The 16,371-nt window shown below is 71.9% G+C and carries 18 protein-coding genes; 8 read left to right on the forward strand and 10 right to left on the reverse strand.

Annotated features, from left to right (window positions below):
• Positions 1-36: 36 nt before the first annotated feature.
• Both IF04_RS0131140 and mca read right to left on the reverse strand, forming a co-directional pair.
• Positions 37-342: an RAMP4 family protein gene (locus IF04_RS0131140; protein WP_078601037.1), complete on the reverse strand. Its 306-nt coding sequence runs from the start codon at positions 340-342 to the stop codon at positions 37-39.
• A 7-nt stretch (positions 343-349) separates the two neighbouring features.
• On the reverse strand, positions 350-1,222 hold the full coding sequence (mca, locus tag IF04_RS0131145) for a mycothiol conjugate amidase Mca (RefSeq protein ID WP_030265470.1): 873 nt from the start codon (positions 1,220-1,222) through the stop codon (positions 350-352).
• Between the two features lie 107 nt (positions 1,223-1,329).
• On the opposite strand from mca, the gene IF04_RS0131150 reads away from it, so the two are divergent.
• Both IF04_RS0131150 and greA read left to right on the forward strand, forming a co-directional pair.
• Entirely contained in the window at positions 1,330-1,752 is a 423-nt protein-coding gene (locus IF04_RS0131150; protein WP_030265473.1) for a DUF4307 domain-containing protein, read from the forward strand.
• A 200-nt stretch (positions 1,753-1,952) separates the two neighbouring features.
• Positions 1,953-2,450 (forward strand): transcription elongation factor GreA, encoded by a 498-nt coding sequence (gene greA / locus IF04_RS0131155; protein ID WP_030265476.1) that lies wholly within the window; start codon positions 1,953-1,955, stop codon positions 2,448-2,450.
• A 156-nt stretch (positions 2,451-2,606) separates the two neighbouring features.
• On the opposite strand, the gene IF04_RS0131160 is transcribed toward greA, so the two are convergent.
• From IF04_RS0131160 to ilvA, 3 genes are all read right to left on the reverse strand, one after another.
• Complete coding sequence (locus IF04_RS0131160) at positions 2,607-3,473, reverse strand: ABC transporter permease (RefSeq protein ID WP_030265479.1); 867 nt, start codon at positions 3,471-3,473, stop codon at positions 2,607-2,609.
• Positions 3,470-4,438: a daunorubicin resistance protein DrrA family ABC transporter ATP-binding protein gene (locus IF04_RS0131165; protein WP_030265481.1), complete on the reverse strand. Its 969-nt coding sequence runs from the start codon at positions 4,436-4,438 to the stop codon at positions 3,470-3,472. The genes IF04_RS0131160 and IF04_RS0131165 overlap by 4 nt, the downstream gene beginning before the upstream one ends.
• A 277-nt stretch (positions 4,439-4,715) precedes the next feature.
• Positions 4,716-6,023, reverse strand: coding sequence for a threonine ammonia-lyase (gene ilvA, locus IF04_RS0131170; protein WP_078601028.1), 1,308 nt, complete (start codon positions 6,021-6,023; stop codon positions 4,716-4,718).
• 156 nt (positions 6,024-6,179) lie between these two features.
• Between ilvA and IF04_RS0131175 the strand changes: the two genes are divergently transcribed.
• The 4 genes from IF04_RS0131175 to IF04_RS0131190 all read left to right on the forward strand — a co-directional run bounded on the left by IF04_RS0131175 (position 6,180) and on the right by IF04_RS0131190 (position 8,468).
• On the forward strand, positions 6,180-6,680 hold the full coding sequence (locus IF04_RS0131175; RefSeq protein WP_030265487.1) for a MarR family winged helix-turn-helix transcriptional regulator: 501 nt from the start codon (positions 6,180-6,182) through the stop codon (positions 6,678-6,680).
• Between the two features lie 121 nt (positions 6,681-6,801).
• Entirely contained in the window at positions 6,802-7,272 is a 471-nt protein-coding gene (locus IF04_RS39375) for a sigma factor-like helix-turn-helix DNA-binding protein (RefSeq protein ID WP_037961347.1), read from the forward strand.
• Between the two features lie 31 nt (positions 7,273-7,303).
• Positions 7,304-7,555 (forward strand): hypothetical protein, encoded by a 252-nt coding sequence (locus IF04_RS39380; protein WP_030265492.1) that lies wholly within the window; start codon positions 7,304-7,306, stop codon positions 7,553-7,555.
• 46 nt (positions 7,556-7,601) lie between these two features.
• A complete protein-coding gene (locus tag IF04_RS0131190) occupies positions 7,602-8,468 on the forward strand; it encodes a hypothetical protein (RefSeq protein WP_051831720.1) in 867 nt (288 codons plus the stop codon).
• Here IF04_RS0131190 and IF04_RS0131195 read toward each other — a convergent pair.
• Complete coding sequence (locus IF04_RS0131195) at positions 8,465-9,625, reverse strand: cystathionine gamma-synthase (RefSeq protein ID WP_030265500.1); 1,161 nt, start codon at positions 9,623-9,625, stop codon at positions 8,465-8,467. The two genes, IF04_RS0131190 and IF04_RS0131195, sit on opposite strands and share 4 nt — an antisense overlap.
• A 168-nt stretch (positions 9,626-9,793) precedes the next feature.
• Between IF04_RS0131195 and IF04_RS0131200 the strand changes: the two genes are divergently transcribed.
• Together IF04_RS0131200 and msrA are read left to right on the forward strand one after the other, a co-directional pair.
• On the forward strand, positions 9,794-10,948 hold the full coding sequence (locus IF04_RS0131200; protein WP_030265503.1) for a hypothetical protein: 1,155 nt from the start codon (positions 9,794-9,796) through the stop codon (positions 10,946-10,948).
• Between the two features lie 90 nt (positions 10,949-11,038).
• Positions 11,039-11,698, forward strand: a complete 660-nt coding sequence (gene msrA, locus IF04_RS0131205) for a peptide-methionine (S)-S-oxide reductase MsrA (protein ID WP_030265507.1) — start codon at positions 11,039-11,041, stop codon at positions 11,696-11,698.
• On the opposite strand, the gene IF04_RS0131210 is transcribed toward msrA, so the two are convergent.
• The 4 genes from IF04_RS0131210 to IF04_RS0131225 form a co-directional block, all read right to left on the reverse strand.
• Positions 11,683-12,369, reverse strand: coding sequence for an SDR family NAD(P)-dependent oxidoreductase (locus tag IF04_RS0131210; protein ID WP_051831721.1), 687 nt, complete (start codon positions 12,367-12,369; stop codon positions 11,683-11,685). The two genes, msrA and IF04_RS0131210, sit on opposite strands and share 16 nt — an antisense overlap.
• Positions 12,370-12,536: 167 nt before the next feature.
• On the reverse strand, positions 12,537-13,361 hold the full coding sequence (locus IF04_RS0131215) for an SAM-dependent methyltransferase (protein ID WP_030265512.1): 825 nt from the start codon (positions 13,359-13,361) through the stop codon (positions 12,537-12,539).
• A gap of 131 nt (positions 13,362-13,492) precedes the next feature.
• Positions 13,493-14,764, reverse strand: coding sequence for a DUF2786 domain-containing protein (locus IF04_RS0131220; protein WP_342668232.1), 1,272 nt, complete (start codon positions 14,762-14,764; stop codon positions 13,493-13,495).
• 139 nt (positions 14,765-14,903) lie between these two features.
• Positions 14,904-16,175, reverse strand: coding sequence for a L,D-transpeptidase (locus IF04_RS0131225; RefSeq protein WP_030265518.1), 1,272 nt, complete (start codon positions 16,173-16,175; stop codon positions 14,904-14,906).
• Positions 16,176-16,371: the final 196 nt, after the last annotated feature.

Raw genomic sequence — 16,371 nt, forward strand, 5'->3', positions numbered from 1 at the left:
GGGACGGCGGCAGCCGGAGGCCGCCACCCGCCCCGCTCAGGTGGTCTTCGGAGCGCCCTTCGCCGGGGTGGCCGGCGCCGCGGTGCTCTTCGCCGACGGCTCCTGGCCGTCACCGCCGTCCGCGCCGTCTCCGGCGTCGCTCTTGGCGGTCGCCGCGTCCGGCTGCTGCTCGAAGTCGACCTTCCGCATGTGCTTGTTCATCGACTTCATCAGCAGCCAGACGGCGCCGCCGATGACCGCGAAGACGATGAAGCCAAGGACTCCGGGGGTCACCTTGTTCTCGTCCAGCTCCTTGGCAAGGGGGACGAGATGAGTCATGGCGAGGGTGCTGGTCGCGCTCATCATGAGGTCAATTGTTGCGGATGCCCGCGAAGAGGTCGTCCTCGGGGAGGGAGGTGTCCACCAGAGACTTGGCGAGCTCGTACTCCTCGGTGGGCCAGACCTCCTTCTGGATCTCCATCGGGACGCGGAACCACCCGCCGTCGGGGTCGATCTGCGTGGCGTGCGCGATCAGCGCCTTGTCCCGGATCTCGAAGTAGTCCGCGCACGGGATGTACGTGGTCAGCGTGCGCTCGGCCCGCTCGAAGGACTTCCAGCGCTCCAGCCACTCGCCGTACGGCGACTCCATGCCGCGCTCCAGCAGCGCCTCGTGGAGCGCGACCGTGCGCGGGCGGTTGAAGCCCTGGTTGTAGTAGAGCTTCAGCGGCTGGTAGGGCTCGCCCGCGTCCGGGTACTTCGAGGCGTCACCGGCCGCTTCGAAGGCCACCATCGAGATCTTGTGGGTCATGATGTGGTCGGGGTGCGGGTAGCCGCCGTTCTCGTCGTACGTCGTGATGACCTGCGGCTTGAACGAACGGATCAGTCTCACCAGCGGCTCGGCCGCGGCCTCGACGTCCTGCAGCGCGAAGCAGCCCTCGGGCAGCGGCGGCAGCGGGTCGCCCTCGGGCAGCCCGGAGTCCACGAAGCCCAGCCACTCCTGCTTGACGCCCAGGATCTCCCGGGCCTCGTCCATCTCCTTCTTGCGCACCTCGTGGATGTGCGCCTCGATGTACGGGTCGCCCTGGAGCTTGGGATTGAGGATGTCGCCGCGCTCTCCCCCGGTGCAGGTAGCGACCAGCACGTCCACCCCCTCGGACACGTACTTGGCCATGGTGGCCGCGCCCTTGCTCGACTCATCGTCGGGGTGGGCGTGCACCGCCATCATTCGCAGCTGCTCAGTCAAGACTCGATCCTCAGTCAAGGGTCATGGGACGCCGTTGAACGACGCCTTCTATAGTGACCGAAGCGAGGGGGCATTTAATTCCAGGTCCCCGTACCAGGAGGAAGATCATGGCCGCGGTGCGCGACGGACTGCCCGACGGACGGTACGGCCGTACCGCCGACGAGCGAGCCGACCGCAAGCTCAAGGTCATCGGCGCGGTGCTGGGCGCCGCGCTGGTCGCCATGGTCGCCTGGTTCGGCATCTCCTACATCACCGGACAGGACCTCAGCGGCCGCCTGGTCACGTACAAGGTCGTCTCCGACACCACGGTGCAGGCGCACCTGGAGGTCGTGAAGGACCCCGGCACCAAGGGCGTGTGCACGCTCCGCTCGCAGTCCGCCGACGGCGCCGAGGTCGGCCGCAAGGACGTCCCGGTGGATCAGGCGAAGAGCCAGGTCGACACGGTGATCACGATCCGGACCACGGCCCGGGCGACCAACGCCGAGCTGGTCGGCTGCACGACCTCGGACGCCCCGGGCGCAAGTACCTGAAAGCCGGCGCCCGGCGCCCGTTCCGGGACTCGCCCGGAATCGCCTCCCGGCCGCGCTGACCAGCGGTGACGTGTTTTTTGCGGTTTACCGCTCCCCCTTTTGTGCCGTAATTGTTAGGCTCGTGGTTTCGCCCACCCGAGAAGGCGCAAGCCTTCCTGGTAGGGCGTTTGATTTATCCCCAGTACCGACGAGGAGCACCTGTGACCCAGACCAGCGACAACGTCACCTGGCTGACCCAGGAGGCGTACGACCAGCTCAAGGCCGAGCTGGAGTACCTGTCTGGTCCCGCACGCGTCGAGATCACCGAAAAGATCGCGGCGGCCCGCGAGGAAGGTGACCTGAAGGAGAACGCCGGGTACCACGCGGCCAAGGAAGAGCAGGGCAAGCAGGACCTCCGCATGCGCCAGCTCAAGCAGCTGCTGGAAACCGCGAAGGTCGGCGAGGCGCCCGCCGCCGCCGGTGTCGTGGCCCCCGGCACGGTCGTCACCATCGCGTTCGACGGAGACCCGGACGACACGCTGACGTTCCTGCTGGCCTCGCGGGAGTACGCGAGCTCGGACATCGAGACCTACTCCCCGCAGTCCCCGCTGGGCACCGGGGTCAACGGGAAGAAGATCGGCGAGACCGCGGAGTACGAGCTGCCCAACGGCAAGAAGGCAGCCGTGAAGATCCTGGAGGCCAAGCCCTACACGGGCTGAGCCCCACGGCCACGGCCGCACGGCCGCGCCCGTGACGCGCGGCGGCCGCACAGCAGCACCGAAGGGCCCGGGTCGGCGACCCGGGCCCTTCGACGTGCCCGCACGCGCCGCGCGCCACGCCCGGACGTACCCGCAGACGGCGCGCGCCGCGCCCCCTCACGCCGTCGCCGACCGGTACTTCCGTACCGCCAGCGTGCGGAAGACCGCGATGATGGCGACCGACCACAGCACCGAGGCCAGGACCGGGTGCTGCATGGGCCAGGCGTCGGGCACCGGATAGCCGGGCGGCAGATTGCCGAAGAGTTCGCGCGTGGCCTGCACCGTGGCGCTGAAGGGGTTCCACTCGGCGAGGTGCCGCAGGAACGTCGGCATGGAGTCCGAGGGCACGAACGCGTTCGAGACGAAGGTCAGCGGGAACAGCCAGATCAGGCCGCCGGAGGTCGCCGCCTCCGGGGTCCGCACGGACAGCCCGATCAGCGCGCCGATCCACGAGAAGGCGTACCCCAGCAGGAGCAGCAGGCCGAATCCGGCCAGTACCTTGCCGAAGTTCTCGTGCGTGCGCCAGCCGATGATCAGCGCGACGCCCGCGATGACGACGAGGGTGAGCGCGGTCTGTACGAGGTCGGCGAGCGTGCGCCCGGTGAGGACCGCGCCGCGGGCCATCGGCAGCGACCGGAAGCGGTCGATCAGGCCCTTGTGCATGTCGTCCGCGATGCCCGCGCCCGCGCCCGCCGTGGCGAAGGTGACGGTCTGCGCGAAGATGCCCGCCATCAGGAAGGCGCGGTACTGCGCGGGGTCGATCGGCCCCTGCTGGCCCGGGAGCTGGATCGCGCCGCCGAAGACGTAGCTGAACAGCACGACGAACATGATCGGCTGCACCAGTCCGAAGATCACCACCTCCGGGATGCGCAGCATCCTGATGAGGTTGCGCTGGGCGACCACGAGCGAGTCCCGTACGGACCGTCCGATGCCGCCCGGCTGCGGTGCACCGGCCCGCCGGGAGGCCTCCGTGATGACGCTCATGCGTCCTCCTCCTCTTCGGTCGGCGTCTCGGCCGCGTGGCCGGTCAGCGAGATGAAGACGTCGTCCAGGGTCGGCCGGCGCAGCCCGATGTCGTCGATCTCGACGCCCCGGGTGTCCAGCTCGCGGATGACCTCGGCGAGCAGCTTCGCGCCGCCGCTGACCGGCACGGTGATTCTGCGGGTGTGCGGCTCGACCTTGGTCCCGCCCTTGCCGAAGCCGCGCAGCACCTCGTCGGCGGTGCCGAGCTGCTCGGGCGTGTGCACGACGACCTCGACGCGTTCGCCGCCGGTCTGCGCCTTGAGCTGGTCGGAGGTGCCGCGGGCGATGACCCGGCCGTGGTCGACCACGCAGATGTCGTGCGCGAGATGGTCGGCCTCTTCGAGGTACTGGGTGGTGAGCAGCAACGTCGTACCGCCCGCGACCAGCTCCTGGATGACGTCCCAGAGCTGCTGGCGGTTGCGCGGGTCCAGGCCGGTGGTCGGCTCGTCCATGAACATCACGGGCGGGCTGACGACCAGCGCCGCGGCCAGGTCGAGGCGGCGCCGCATGCCGCCGGAGTAGGTCTTCGCGGGCCGGTCGCCCGCGTCGGCGAGGTGGAAGCGGTCGAGCAGTTCGCCGGCCCGCGCCTTCGCCGCCTTCGCGCCCATCTGGTACAGCCGGCCGACCATGGTCAGGTTCTCGCGGCCGGTCAAGTACTCGTCCACGGCGGCGAACTGGCCGGACAGGCCGATCGCGCGCCGCACTTCGTTGGGGTGTTTCAGTACATCGATCCCGGCCACCTCCGCCGTGCCGCGGTCGGGCCGCAGCAGGGTCGTCAGGACCCGGACGGTAGTGGTCTTGCCGGCGCCGTTCGGGCCGAGCAGACCGAGGACGGTTCCTTCGGGGACGTCGAGGTCGACGCCGTCCAGAGCCCTGACTTCGCCGAAGGTCTTCACGAGACCCTCGGCGTGAATAGCGCCTGGCATGTAGGCACTCCCGGGGTTGGTTTCGAGGGAAATCTTACGTTTGCCGGACTTCGCCTGCTCAGCGGGCGGCCGGCGTCACAGGACGCCACGATTGCGCCACAGGAGGAGGCCGTTCCGGCACGCCTTTCAGCGACCGTTCCCCGGATGTTACCCGAAACGCGATACATCGCGATAGCCATACGGTTCCGTGCGGCTATGCGTACGCATGCCAACGGCCGATGCCCCGGAGGACATCGGCCGCAGCGATGTATGTCGTGTTCTGGCGTGCGCGCCCAGGTCAGGCGATCACCGTGTATCCCGCCTTCTGGAGGGCCGTGCCGACCTCCGTGCAGTGCTCCGGGCCCTGCGTCTCCAGGTGCAGTTCGACCTCGGCCTCCGTGATGCCGAGCCGCGGATCGGTCCGTACGTGGCTCACGTCGAGCACATTGGCGTCCGCCTCGGACAGCACGCCCAGCAGCGTCGCGAGCGCGCCCGGGCGGTCCGTCAGGCGCAGCCGCAGCGACAGGTAGCGGCCGGCCGCGGCCATGCCGTGCCGCAGGATGCGCTGGGTGAGCAGCGGGTCGACGTTGCCGCCGGAGAGCACCGCGACGACCGGCCCCTGGAAGGCCGTCGGCTCCGACAGGAGCGCGGCGACCGGGCTCGCGCCGGCCGGCTCCACGACCATCTTGGCCCGTTCCAGGCAGAGCAGCAGGGCGCTGGAGAGCGCGTCCTCGGAGACCGTACGGACCTCGTCGACCAGGTCGCCGATGATCCCGAACGGTACGTCGCCCGGCCGCCCGACCTTGATGCCGTCCGCCATCGTGGCCGGCGACTCGATCGAGACGGGGCGCCCGGCGGCGAGTGAGGGCGGGTACGCGGCGGCGCCCGCCGCCTGTACACCGATGATCCGTACGTCGGGCCGTACCGCCTTCACGGCGACCGCGACGCCCGCGGCGAGCCCGCCGCCCCCGATGCCGACCACGATCGTGCGGACCTCGGGGCACTGCTCCAGGATCTCCAGACCGACGGTGCCCTGCCCGGCGATGATGTCGCGGTGGTCGAAGGGGTGGATGAAGACCGCGCCCGTCTCACGGGCGTACTCCTGCGCGGCGGCCAGCGTCTCGTCGACGACCTGACCGTGCAGCCGCACCTCGGCGCCGTAGTCGCGGGTCGCGGCGACCTTGGGCAGCGGGGCCCCTTCCGGCATGAAGACGGTCGAGCGGACGCCCAGCAGGGAGGCGGCCAGCGCCACACCCTGCGCGTGGTTGCCGGCGCTCGCCGCCACCACTCCGCAGGAACGTTCCTCCGCAGAGAGCCCCGCGATCCGCACGTACGCCCCGCGGATCTTGAACGAGCCGGTGCGCTGGAGGTTCTCGCACTTGAAGTGCACCGGCGCGCCCACCAGCCCGGACAGGTAACGGCTGCCCTCCATGGCGGTGGACCGGCTCACCCCGGACAGCAGCTTCTGCGCTCCGAGGATGTCGTCAAGCGTGACGGCGGGAAGCACCCCTGCGTCTGCGGCGGCCCGCGGAACGGCGGTGGCCGCCGCGGGACCGGTGGCCCCGGATGCGGTGGAAGCGGGCGTCTGCGGCGTGTGATCGGCCATGGCGCCAGTCTTACAGCTCGCGCCGCTGCGGGCCCCCGCGGCCCGGAGAGCCGCCCCGCAGCCGTACATCTTTGGTCAGCGCCGGTACGGTCCCCGCGCGGGCCGCGTACTCTGTCCCCCAATCCGTACGCACCCCCATGAAGCGAGCAACCGGCCATGCCCACCTCTTCGGACATGACGACCCACACCGACCCCGCTCTTCTTGACGCGCTGCAACATCAAGTGGCCGTCTTCGCCCGACGCGCCGAGCAGAGCCGGCTCGGCGGGGTCGGGCAGGCGCGCAACTCCATGGACCGCGCCGCCTACCTGCTGCTCAACCGGCTCGACCAGGAGGGCGCGATGGGCGTCAAGGCCCTGGCCGCCGGCATGGGCATCGACTCCTCGACGGTCACCCGCCAGGTCGCGCCGCTGGTCGACGCCGGCCTGGTCACCCGCGCCTCGCACCCCGAGGACGGACGCGCGGTCGTCCTGCAGCTCTCCGAGCGCGGCCGCTCCCGCCTGGAGGAGGTACGCGCCTCGCGCCGCGAGCTGATGGCGCTGGTCACGGAGGAGTGGAGCGAGGAGGAGCGCAACGCCTTCACCACGCTCCTGACCCGCTTCAACACCTCGCTCTCGACGGTGACGGCGTCGCTGTCCCCGGGGACGCCCGCGTCCTGAGGCGGGTGCGGGCGCGGCTCCTCGGCGCGCACCGCCTGCCGCACGGCTCTTGACCTCCTGCCCGCGCTGCCGTGCCATGGAGCCATGGCCGGGCCGCCGGGCCCGCGAGCCGGGAGGCGCTGTGCGAGAGCGGCGGGCAGCACTGGAGCACCGCCGCGCCCAGGAATTCGAAGCCTTCGTGGCGGGCGCGGCGGGCCGGCTGCTGCACACGGCCACGCTGCTGACCGGAGAACCGTCCGGCGCCCCGGCCCCCGCCGCCGAAGCACTGCTGACCGCCGCGCTGTCCCGTACGTACGCGTCCTGGGACCGGCTGCGCGGCGAGGACCCCTACGACCGCACCCGCCAGGAGCTGGCCGGGCACTTCGCCCGTACGGCGTGGCGCCACCGGAGGCCGCGCGGCGGCCTGCTGGACCGGCTCACCCCGCAGGAACGGCTGGTTCTCGTCCTGCGGCTGTACGAGGGCGTCGCCGAGGAGCAGACCGCGGCCCTGCTGGGACTGCCCGCCGAGCGCGTGCACGCGCTGTGCCTGCACGCGATCGCGGAAATGCGCAGCACCGGGCACGGCGCCGGGCCGCGGGCGGTGGCGTCGTGAGTCCGCGCGCCGCGGCCGGGGCGGTGGCGTCGTGAGTCCGCCCGACCGCAAGGAGGCGGAGGTGCGGCGGATGCTCGACGGGCCGCACCCCCTCGTCCCGCCCGACCTCGCACTGCGAGCCGCCGCGCGCGGCCGCCGGCTGCTGCTGCGGCGGCGCCGGCTGGAACGGGCCGGCTGGCTGCTGCTCTTCCTGGCGGCCGTGGCGTTCACGTGCTGGGCCATCACCCAGCAGCCGTGGATGCCACCGCCGACACGGACGACGCCCCCACTGGAGGGGTGGTGACCCGAATCCGCCGCGCCCGGCCGGGCGCCCCCTATGCTTCCCCGCCATGCCCCGACAGACCTGGGACGAGCTCCCCGACGCCGTCCGTACCGCCGTACTCGAACACACCGGTCCCCTCACCGGTGTCGTGCCCGTGAGCGACAGCTTCAGCAGCCAGTTCACGGCCACGCTGGAGACCGCGAGCGGGCGGGTCTTCGTCAAGGGCGTGCGGCAGGAAGGCGAGCTGGCCTGGACGCACGGGCGCGAGGCGGCGATCAATCCGTACGTCGTACCGCTCAGCCCGAAGACGCTGTGGCGCGTCACCACGGACGGCTGGGACCTGCTCGGCTTCGAGCACGTCACCGGGCGCAGCGCCGATTACAGCCCGGGGTCCCCGGACATCCCCCTGGTCGTCGACATCCTGACCGAGCTCGGCGGGATCGCCTGCCCCGAGGGCGTGGAGGTGGAGCGGGCCGAGGAGCGATGGGCGAAGCACGCCGCGGACCCCGCCGATGCCACGCTCTTCAAGGGCGATGCGCTGCTGCACACCGACTGGTTCTACACCAACGTGTTCGTCACCGGCCCGGACCGCGCGCGCCTCATCGACTGGGCCTGGCCCACCCGAGGGGCCGCCTGGATCGACCCGGCGTGCTGGGTCGTCTGGATGGTCTTCTGCGGGCACACCCCGCAGCAGGCCGAGCAGTGGGCCGCCAAGGTCCCGTCCTGGTCCGCCGCGCCCGCCCGGTCGCTGGACCGCTTCGCACTCGCCCACACCGGCTACTGGCAGGCCATGGCCGACGAGTACCCCAACGACTGGACGTTCGGCCTCCGGGACGCCGCCGCGCGCTGGGCGGCGCACCGGAGCGCCGTTGCCGGTACCTCTGCGGGTACGCCGGCGGGTACCCCTGCCGGTACGTCCGCAGGTACCGCCTAGCCCAGCGCCTGCGTCAGGTCCGCGAGCAGGTCGTCGACGGACTCGATGCCGACCGAGAGGCGTACGAGGTCGGCCGGTACCTCCAGCGCGGAGCCCGCCGCCGAAGCGTGCGTCATCCGGCCCGGGTGCTCGATCAGCGACTCCACGCCGCCCAGCGACTCGCCCAGCGTGAACAGCTGCGCCCGGTCGCAGACGTCCACCGCGGCCTGCTCCCCGCCTGCGACCTGGAAGGACACCATGCCCCCGAAGGACCGCATCTGCTTGGCGGCGGTCTCGTGGCCGGGGTGGTCCGGCAGCCCCGGGTAGTACACCTTGGTGACCTTCGGGTGCGCGGCCAGCAGCTCGGCGATCCGCGCCGCGTTGGCGCTGTGCCGGTCCATCCGTACCGCGAGCGTCTTGATGCCACGCATCACCAGCCAGGCGTCGAACGGCCCGGCGATCGCGCCCATCGCGTTCTGGTGGAAGGCCAGCTCCTCACCCAGCGCGTCGTCGTCGACGACCAGCGCGCCGCCCACCACGTCCGAGTGGCCGCCCATGTACTTGGTCGTCGAGTACACGACCACATCGGCGCCGAGCGCGAGCGGCTGCTGGAGGTAGGGGCTGGCGAAGGTGTTGTCCACGACGAGCTTGGCGCCCGCGGTGCGCGCGACGTCGGCGAGGGCCGCGATGTCGGTGATGCCGAGCAGCGGGTTGCTGGGCGTCTCGACCCAGATCGCCTTCGTACGCGGCCGGACCGCCTCCCGTACGGCCCGCGGGTCGGAGGAGGAGGCGACCGACCATTCGACGCCCCAGCGCTCGGCGACCCTGGCGAAGAGGCGGAACGTGCCGCCGTACGCGTCGTCGGGAATGACGACGTGGTCACCGGGGACGAGCAGGGTGCGCAGCAGGCAGTCCTCGGCGGCGAGGCCGGAGGCGAAGGCGAGGCCGCGGCGGCCGCCGTCCAGGGCGGCGAGGTTCTCCTCCAGGGCCGTCCGGGTCGGGTTGGCGCTGCGGCTGTACTCGTAACCGCCGCGCAGCCCGCCCACGCCGTCCTGCTTGTACGTGGAAACCTGGTAGATGGGGACCGAAACCGCGCCGGTCGCCTGGTCGGCCTCCTGACCTGCGTGAATGGCGAGGGTTTCGAAGTGCTGATGGCGCTGTCCGCGCTGATCACTCATGGCTGACGAGGGTAGTCGTCCACAGGCTTGCACGCGGTCAGGAACTTTCTGCTTCGCTGGAGAGTGGAAAGAGAACAAGACACCGTGCCGCATCCGTCCGACGCGGCCGATCCGCCCCCACCGACCGAGCCCACCGACCCGACCCGACCTGGAAACGACTGACTGCTCATGGAAGCACTGCTCGTCCTTATCGCCCTCCTCGCGATCGCGGGGCTGATCGGCTATCCCCTGGCGCGGCGCCGGCGCGCGCTCCAGCAGGCCGGCCGGGGCCTGGCGTCGGTCGCCGACCCCATGGCCGGGTACGGCTTCGTCCCCGCCGAGCAGCTGGACGCGCGGCTGCCCGGACCCGACCCGGAGCTGACGGAGGCGCTGGAGGAGATCGCCCGCACACAGGACTGGCGGCCGGCGTCCCGGCTGCTGGCCGGTACCCCCGAGGGCGACGAGCGGCGCTGGCAGCGCGTGCAGTCGCTGGCGGGCGCCGCGGCGTTCGCGTCGGCGCACGCGGGGGACGGTGCGCCGGGCGCGCCCGGTGAGGCGCCGAGCGGCAGCCGGGGCGGCATCTGGCTGCGCACCTGGCGCTCCGAGAAGCCCAAGGACTCCGGCGCCGCCCAGACGCACGCGCAGTTCCTGGTGGTCCAGGCCATGCGCGACCCCGGCTCGCAGGACTTCCGCATGATCCTGGAAGAGGCCCGCACGGTCTGCCAGGAAGCGCGGCTGCTGGCCCCCGGCAGCCCGGTCCCGTACATCATCGAGCTGGCCGCGGCCCGCGGCCTCGGCGACCGCCGCCCCGACTACGAAGAGCTGTGGTCCAAGGTCGTCCAGCGCGCGCCGCAGCACATGGGCGCGCACCTCGCGGCGCTGCCGTACTGGTCGGAGAAGTGGCACGGCTCCAAGGAGGACGCCGACGCGTTCACCGAGCGCGCGGCCGCCGGCGCGGCCGCCGATTCGCTCCTCCCCGCCCTCCCGCTCTTCTCGGTGTACGACCACCTGCCCGAGGCCAACATGGTCCGCAGCCTCTTCCAGAGCGCGGTCGTGGAGCGCGCGATCGAGGGCGCGCATTACGCGCTGAGCAAGGCGCCCGCCGCCCATCCGGTGGCGCCGCACGTCCGCCACCTCCTCATCTGGTTCCTCGTCCAGGCGGAGCGGTATGCGGAGGCCATGGAGCAGCTGCGCCTGGTGGACGGCCATGTCGGCGCGGTGCCCTGGTCGTTCCACCCGCAGCCGGCCGCCGCATACGCCACGTACCGCGCCCTCGCCGTCGCCGGCTGGGAGTCCCAGGGCGGCACCCCGGCAACGCTCCCGCCGGACCGCCCCCCGTTCTGACCGGAATTCCCGACGCCCCCGGCACGTTCACCGGACACCGAGTCACCGCCCGCCCCCGTCCCTTCCTCTCCTCCCCGGAGCCTGATCACGATGCTGTTCTCCCGCTTCAAGAACCACCTCCCCTCCGCCGACGAGGCGCTGAAGGGCCGCCCCGAGCCGGAGTTCACGGTCCCCGACCGCCACACCGTCCTCGGCAACGCCCTGCTCGGCCCGTACCCGGAGGGCCTGGAGGTCGCCGACTTCGGGCTGGGCTGCTTCTGGGGCGCCGAGCGCAAGTTCTGGCAGACCGACGGCGTATGGACGACCCTCGTCGGCTACCAGGGCGGCCACACGCCGAACCCCACGTACGAAGAGGTCTGCAGCGGCCACACCGGCCACACGGAAGCAGTCCGCGTCGTCTTCGACCCGTCGAAGGTCTCCTACGCCGCCCTCCTCAAGGTCTTCTGGGAGTCCCACGACCCCACCCAGGGCTTCCGCCAGGGCAATGACGTCGGCACGCAGTACCGCTCCGCGATCTACACCCACTCCCCCGCCCAGCAGCAGACCGCCGAAGCCTCCCGCGACGCCTACCAGAAGGTCCTCGCCGCGTCCGGCTACGCCGACATCACCACCGAACTCCTCCCGGCCGCCCCCTTCTACCCGGCCGAGCCCTACCACCAGCAGTACCTCGACAAAAACCCCGCAGGCTACTGCGGCATCGGCGGCACGGGCGTCTCCTGCCCGGTGGGGGTGGCTCAGGCGGAGGACTGAGGAGGCCGGGGGGTCACAACTCCCGTAGGGCCGATCACCGCTTCGGGTGGGGTGTGGCGTTCGTGGAGGGTGTAGTAGGCCGCGCCGATTGTGTCCGCTGCGGTGGGGGACGTCGGTGGGGACGTCATCGTGATGGTGGCGGTGTGGATGCCGTGCGGGGTGAGTTCGGCGTGCAGGGTCTGGGCGTAGTTGCGGAGGGCGGCCATGGCCAGGCCGGCGTTGGCGAGGGACGGGGTGGGGACCGTGGCCGCGGCGCCGGTAGTGATCAGGAGCGTGCCGGAGCCGCGGGCGAGCATGTCCGGGAGGACCTGGCCCACGGCGGTGATCGCGCCGAGGACGTAGAGGTCGAACTGGGCGGAGGCCGCGGCGGCGGTGGTCTGCGCGGCGTGGGTGACCGGGCCGGACGGGCCGGGGGCGTAGTCCAGTACGTCGGCGGGGCCCAGTGTCTCGGTCGCCTGCGCGAGCGCGGCGGCCAGCGCGTCGCGGTCGCGGATGTCCGCGGGGAACGCGGCGGCGGGGATGTCCAGCCCGGCCAGTTCGGCGACCTGGGCGTCCAGCCGGTCCTTCGTACGGGCGACGAGCCCGACCCGGTAGCCGTGGCGCCCGAACGCGCGGGCCACCCCCATGCCCCGCCCCGGCCCGGCACCGACCATCACGAGCGTCTTGGCCACCGCTGCTCCTCTCCGCGCCGGCGGCGGGCCCGGAACTGCGGCGGCCGCGCCGGCTGATCACTTGATCACTTGTCGGGTGCGTTTCCTTGGTGTGCCCGCTCAACGCCCGGTGACACCAGACCGTCAACGTCCGGGGTCAAAGGAAGGGAGAGTGATGACACCGGCTCTCAGGGCTTCCGGGCCACCAGGGCGTACTGGGCTACCTGCGGGGGCTGGGTGGGGGTGCCGTCCGGGGCGGGGTCCGGGCGCCAGTGGGTGCAGGAGACCAGGCCGGGCGGGAGCAGCTCCAGGCCCGCGGCGAAGCGGGCGATCTCCGCGCCGGTGCGGGCGGTGATCGGCGGAGTGGCGTTCTCGTTCCAGAAGCGCATGGCCGCGGCGTTGCCCTCGCCGCCCAGTTCGAGGGTGGGGTGGGTGAGGACGAGGTGACTGCCGGACGGTACGGCGGCGAGCAGCCGGTCCACGGTCCGCTGCGCCCGCTCGGTGTCGAGGACGAAGTTGAGGATGCCGAGGAGCATGATCGCGACGGGCCGGTCGAGGTCTAGGGTCCGGGCGGCCGCGTGCAGGATCGCGTCCGGGTCGTGCGCGTCCGCGTCGATGTAGTCGGTGGCGCCGCCGGGCGCGCTGGTCAGCAGCGTGCGGGCGTGTGTGAGGACGATGGGGTCGTTGTCGACGTAGACCACGTGGGAGTCGGGCGCGACGCGCTGGGCGACCTCGTGGGTGTTGTCGGCGGTGGGCAGGCCGGTGCCGATGTCGAGGAACTGGCGGACGCCGGCCTCGCCCGCGAGATGGCGCACCGCGCGGCCGAGGAACGCCCGGTCGGCGCGTGCGACCTCGCCGATGCTCGGGTACAGGCCGGTGATGTGGTCGCCGACCTCGCGGTCGACGGCGTAGTTGTCCTTGCCGCCGAGCCAGTGGTTCCAGACCCGGGCGTTGTGCGCGACCTCGGTGTTGATCCGGGACATGTGCTCTGCGTGCCCGTCGCCGTCCGCCATACGGTGTGTCCGTTCCCCTCCGGGCCGGTACCGGGGCGTACCGGGCCACCGGTAAGTGACGTTACCAGTGGGGGAGTTGGGGCCTGCGGGGCGGCAGCCCCACGGCCAGCGAGGCGGCAGCCCAACGAGCCCTACGACCCGCCGTGGTCCAGCCGGGCGCGGTCCGCGGCCGCCGCGCCCTGGTGGAGGCCCTCCGCGTCCCGTACGCCCCGCATCCGTACCGCCGTGGTCTCGGGGAAGAGCGCGCCGGTCCGCTCCTGGACCGCGAGGTCGCGGGCGGCCAGTACCGGCAGCAGGTCCGGCGTCCCCTCGGCGGCCTCGGCGGTGACGTGGTCGGCGGCGTCGGTGAGGCGGTCGCGGATGCGGGAGGCGTAGCCGGCGAGGAAGGACTGGCGGAAGTCCTTGGTGCGGCGGGACTTGCCGCGGGCGTGGTGGGAGTCGGCGGCGCGGTTCATGGCGGTGGTGGCCTGGACGAGGAGCGAGGTGTAGAGCAGTTCGGCGGCGTCCAGGTCCGGTGCGAATCCGACGAGGGTGGTGAAGGCGGCGTCCGGGGACCAGACGGCCTGGCAGCGGTTGGCGACGGCCACGGCGTCCAGGAGCAGCGCCTTGGCGTTCTCGTAGGGGCCCTCGACGCCGATGCGCAGGGTCTCCGGGCCGCCGTCGGGGGCGGCGCCCGCGAGCAGCGCCTCGGAGACGCTGTGCCGGGCCATCAGTTCCTGGGCCTTCGCGGAGAGCGCCTCGGCCTCCTCGGGGAAGGCGGTGGACTCGGCCTTGGCGAGCAGGCCGCGGATGCGACCGAGGACGCGCGGCTCGTCGGCCGGGCGCGCCTCGGCGTGCGCCGTACCGGCCGTCCGCGCGCCCCGCGCCCCCGGCACCGGCCCCGTAGGCGTGACCCGGGGCAGCCGGCCGAGGACCCGCAGCACCTCCAGGACCGCGCAGAGCGCCTCGAAGCGGGTGGTGCGGCGGCGCCGGGCCAGCGTGTCCGGATAACCGCCGTCGTCGGGCCACCAGACCTCGGCGCCCGCCTCTCGGAGCTGTGCGGGCCAGCGCGGCGGGAGTTCCCCGGCGGGGTAGCGGCGGAGCTCGGCGGCGACGAGGTCGGCGGCCAGCTCGGGCGCCGCACCCGCGCGCCGTACGAGACGTACCAGGTCGGCGGGGTGCCAGCCGCCCTCCCAGCAGCCGCGCACGGTCGCCGCAGCGGCGGTCAGCAGGGCCCGGCCCACGGCCTCGGGGCCGGCCGGGTCCGCGCTCAGCGCCGAGGCGCCGGCCTCGACGGCGTCCTCGGCGGGCCTGCCGTCCGCGGCGTACCGGACCGCGCCCAGTACGCGTGCCACGGTCTCCTCGGCGCCGTGCGCGGCCCCGCTTTCCCGGCGCCCGCCGCGCCCCTCGCCCTTGTTGCCCACCGGATCACTGTACGGACGCGTACGGTGCGGCCGGAAACAGTGGCGGGCGGCACCCGGACCGGTGTCCGGAGTGCCGCCCGCGCACGGCTCGGGGAAGCCGTCAGGTCGGTGAGCTGTCGGTCGGGTCAGGTCGCCCGCGTCACTGCAGGGCGCTGCCCGCCGTCCACTGAGACCAGTCCATGTTCCAGCCGTTCAGGCCGTTGTCGGGCTGGATGGTCTTGTCCGGGGAGTTCTTCATGACCACGACGTCACCGAGCAGGGAGTGGTCGTAGAACCAGGCGCCGTCGGTCTTGTCGTCCTTGGCACCCTTCGCGTCCTCGAGGCCGATGCAGCCGTGGCTGGTGTTGGCCTTGCCGAAGATGCCCTTGCCCCAGTAGTTGCCGTGGATGAACGTGCCGGAGTCCGACAGCCGCATGGCGTGCGGGACATCGGGGATGTCGTACTCGCCCTTGCCGTTCTTCTTCTTGAAGCCGACCGTCGAGCCGTCCATGCGGGTCTGGAGGTACTTCTCGGAGATCACGAGCTGACCGTTGTAGGTCGGGTTCTCCTGGCCGCCGGCCGAGATCGGGATCTGCTTGACGGTCTTGCCGTCCCGCACCACGGTCATCTGGTGGGTCTTGGCGTCGACGGTGCTCACCTGGGAGCGGCCCACGTCGAAGCTGACGGTCTTGTCCTGGATGCCCTGCACGCCGGGCGACGCCTCCACGCCGTCCAGGTCGAGGTCCATGGTGACCTTGGAGCCGGCCTTCCAGTACTCCTGCGGGCGGAAGTCCAGGCGGGTGTCGCTGAACCAGTGGCCGACGACCTTCTGGTTGCTGCTCGCCGCGACCTTGATCTTCGACTCGACGGCGGCCTTGTTCTTGACCGGCTTGTCGAAGTTCAGCGACACCGGCATGCCCACGCCGACGGTCGAGCCGTCTTCAGGCGTGAAGTTGCCGATGAAGCTGTTGGTGGGCGAGACGGTGCTGAACGTCGAGTGCTCGACCGCCGTGCGGCTCTTGGAGTCCTCGGCGTGCGCGGTGATCCGGTACTTCGTGGAGCGCTTCAGCGGGGACTGCGGCTGCCAGGACTTGCCGTCGGGCGAGAGCGTGCCGGCCACCTGCTCCTTGGACTCCACGGAGGTCATCGTGACGTCGGTCAGCTTGCCGTCCGCGACGGTGACCTTGGTGTCGCTGTTGATGCCCGCGTCGTCCGTGCCGCTCTTCGGAGCGATCTTGATCTTGGCGTCCGAGGCGTCCTTGGCGGCCGCCCTGTCGACCTGTTCCTGTTTCTGGTGCTCCTGGGGAGGCCCCGAGCCGCCGCTGTCGCCGCTCGCCTTGTCGGCACCGCCGCCGCAGGCCGCGAGCGTCAGCGCCCCGCCCAGCAGAGCGGCGGTGGCTATGAAGCCCCTGCGGCGCTTGCTGTCCGTCATCAGTCACTACTCCATTGCTTACTGAACCTGAAGGTTCCCCGAGCCGGACTGGGCGCACTACGTCCCAGTCGCTCCCATGATGAACACCTGTTCCCCATTTCCCGTTCCATTCGCCCGGAAAGTGTGGGAAAGGACACCCGCCGGTACGGGCGTGCGGACGGCCGCCCGTACCGGCCCTTCAGGCCCTGGAGCCGCG

Source organism: Streptomyces violens (assembly GCF_000717745.1).
Taxonomy (GTDB): Bacteria; Actinomycetota; Actinomycetes; order Streptomycetales; family Streptomycetaceae; genus Streptomyces; species Streptomyces violens.